The following is a 2955-nucleotide window of genomic DNA, read 5'->3' on the forward strand; positions in this document are numbered from 1 at the left end:
TGCGGCAACTCCGCCGCTGGCTGCCCTGGGCTGCTCTGCTTCTCATTCTGGTCTTGATCGGCTACTGGGTGGGTCCTCGGCCCAGACCCTACCCCCAAGAGCTGGAGCTGCCCACCCTGGCCCCTCTGCCGCAGCACCCCCGCATCCGGGTGGTGTTCAACCAAAGCCGCGAGAGCACCTATCGGGATCCCTACCGCCAGATCCGCCGCTATGGCTACAACCTGGAAGAGTTGATCATTTCCCAGATTCGCTCCGCTCGTCAGTCGGTGGATATTGCCGTGCAGGAGCTGAACCTACCCCTGATTGCCCAGGCTCTGGTGGAGCGGCGGCAGGCGGGGATCCCTGTGCGTTTTATTACTGAAAACACCTACGTGCGAGCCTGGCACCAGCTCACCCCTGCCGAAGTGCGGGCGCTGGACGAGCGCAGCCGTCGCAAGTTCGAGGAGTACCGCAACCTGGTGGATGTGAACCGCGATGGACGGTTTTCTCCCGAGGAGATTGCCAGCCGAGATGTGTACGCCTTGCTGGATGGAGGCCAGGTGCCCTGGCTGGACGATACCGCCGATGGCTCCAAGGGCAGCGGCCTGATGCACCACAAATTTGTGGTGATCGACGGGCAGAAAGTCTTGACCGGATCGGCCAATTTCACGCTCTCTGATATTCACGGGGACTTTGATGCCCCCGACAGCGTCGGCAATGCCAATCACCTGCTGCTGCTGGATAGCCCCGAGCTGGCCCGCCTCTACACCGAGGAATTCGATCTCATGTGGGGCGATGGCCCCGGTGGCTTGACCGATAGCCGCTTCGGCGTGCAGAAGCTCAAGCGTCCCCTGGAAACGGTGTACCTTGGCGATGCCATTGTGGGGGTTCACTTTTCTCCTGCCAGCCGCTCCTTGCCCTACGAAGCCACCTCCAACGGCATCATTGCCGCCACCCTGGCCCAAGCCCGGCGACAGGTGGATCTGGCTCTGTTCGTCTTTACGGATCCGGGCATTGCCAACCAACTCAGGCAACTGCGCCAGGAGCGTAACGTGGAGATCCGCGGGGTGTTCGACCCTGGTTTTGCCTTCCGCGACTACAGCCGCACCCTGGAGATGTGGGGGCTGTTGCTCCCCGACGAAAAGTGCCAGGTGGAGGCGGCGCGCCTGCCCTGGACGCTGCCGGCCCAGTCTGTAGGCATACCCAACCTCGCCCCCGGCGATAAGCTGCACCATAGGTTTGCCATCATCGATCCCGGCACTCCTCAGGCCACGGTGATCACCGGATCCCACAACTGGTCGATGGCCGCCAATCACGTCAACGATGAAAACCTCCTGATCATCCGCAATAGCCGAGTGGTGGATCACTTTGTGCGGGAGTTCGACCGGCTGATGGCCGAGGCCCGTTTTGGCCCCAGCCGCCGCTTGCAACAGCAGGCAGAAGAGGCGTCCCGTCGCTGCCCCAACCCCGTCCCCGTTGCCGCTTCCTTGCCTGAACCGGAGCCGGAGCTGCTGGAAGTCGAGGTCGTTCTTCCTCCTGAGGCGGGATCCCCTTCCCCGTCGGTTGCTTTTCCGGTGGCGTCTCCTGGGGGATCCCCTCGCGTTAACCTGAATACGGCCACGGCGGCGGAGCTGGAACAGTTGCCCGGCATTGGCCCCGCCCTGGCGCAGCGCATTATCGAGGCCCGCCCCTTCTCCTCTTTGGAGGATCTGCAACGGGTCAATGGCATTGGCCCAGCCCGGATTGAGCAGCTGCGGGATCGGGTAACCTGGTAGGAGTTAGCCCCCTCTTGGTCAGGTTGAGGGCGCGGAGTGCTTTCGGAAGTTCATCCCAGAGCAGCTCCTAAAGGGCCTCTCCCCTCGAATAAACCCCAAATTAAACCCCAAATATAGTCATTTCAGTTCAAACCAGGACACTGCACCCACGCCTAAAATGTTGGTCGCATCGGCGTTGCAGAGCAATAATGCAGGGGGCCAAAAGGCTTTTCAAGGACTCCGTCCCGCTGGCGCGATCAATGGCCCAGGTGTCTCACCCTAATCTGAAACGACTATAAATCAGGGATGCATAAGTCTATTCAGAAAGCTCCAGAAACGCTCCCATGCGGCGAAACTTTTGGTAGCGCTCCTCGCGCAATTCTCGCCCGCTCAGGCTAGAAAGTTCCTTGAGATGCCTGAGAAGAGCCTCTTTGAGGGTTTGAGCAGCTTCCAAGGGCGCGCGGTGGGCGCCGCCAACCGGCTCTGGCAGGATCTCGTCGATCACCTCCAGTTGCAGCAGGTCTTGGGCGGTAATGCGCAGGGCTGCCGCCGCTTGGGGAGCTTTTTTGGCGTCTTTCCAGAGAATAGCCGCGCAGCCTTCCGGCGAGATCACGGAGTAGACGGCGTGCTCAAACATCAAGATGCGGTTGCCAATGCCAATGGCCAATGCTCCTCCGGATCCCCCTTCGCCGATGACGGTGCAGATGATGGGGATCTCCAACCGAAACAGGGTCTGCAGGTTGGTGGCAATGGCCTCCCCCTGACCCTCCGCCTCGGCTTTAACCCCTGGGTAGGCTCCCGGCGTGTCGATAAAGGTCAAAAGGGGCAGGCCGAAGCGGTGGGCATGTTCCATCAGCCGCAGGGCTTTGCGGTAGCCGGCGGGATTGGGCATCCCAAAGTTGCGGTGGATGTTGTCTTTGGTGTCGCGACCCTTTTGGTGGCCGAGGATCATCACCGGCTGCTCCCCCAGCTTGGCCAACCCGCCCACAATGGCTGGATCGTCCTGGCCGTGGCGATCCCCGTGCAGCTCAAACCAGTCGTCACAGATGGTCTGTACGTAATCCAGGGTGGTGGGGCGGCGGGGGTGACGGGCCACCTGGAGCCGTTCTACCGGCGTGAGCTGGCTGAAGATCTCGCGGCGCAGCTCTTCGGCTTTGGCTTCCAATTGGCGAATCTGCTCAGAAGCATCGATGTCGTTTTCTTCTGCCAAGGCCCGAATTTC

General features: G+C 61.2%; 2 protein-coding genes. One reads left to right on the top strand and one right to left on the bottom strand.

Translation table 11 applies throughout. The features are described from left to right. Positions 1 to 1754, top strand: a 1754-nt coding sequence (locus NW820_RS11595) for a phospholipase D-like domain-containing protein (protein ID WP_414407555.1), incomplete at its 5' end; no start/stop codon positions are given. Positions 1755 to 2049: 295 nt separating this feature from the next. Here the strand turns inward: NW820_RS11595 and NW820_RS11600 are convergent. Then, a partial coding sequence (locus NW820_RS11600; protein WP_414407556.1) for an acetyl-CoA carboxylase carboxyltransferase subunit alpha occupies positions 2050 to 2955 on the bottom strand: 906 nt, incomplete at its 5' end.

This window comes from Synechococcus sp. R55.7, assembly GCF_047461955.1.
Taxonomy (GTDB): Bacteria; Cyanobacteriota; Cyanobacteriia; order Thermostichales; family Thermostichaceae; genus Thermostichus.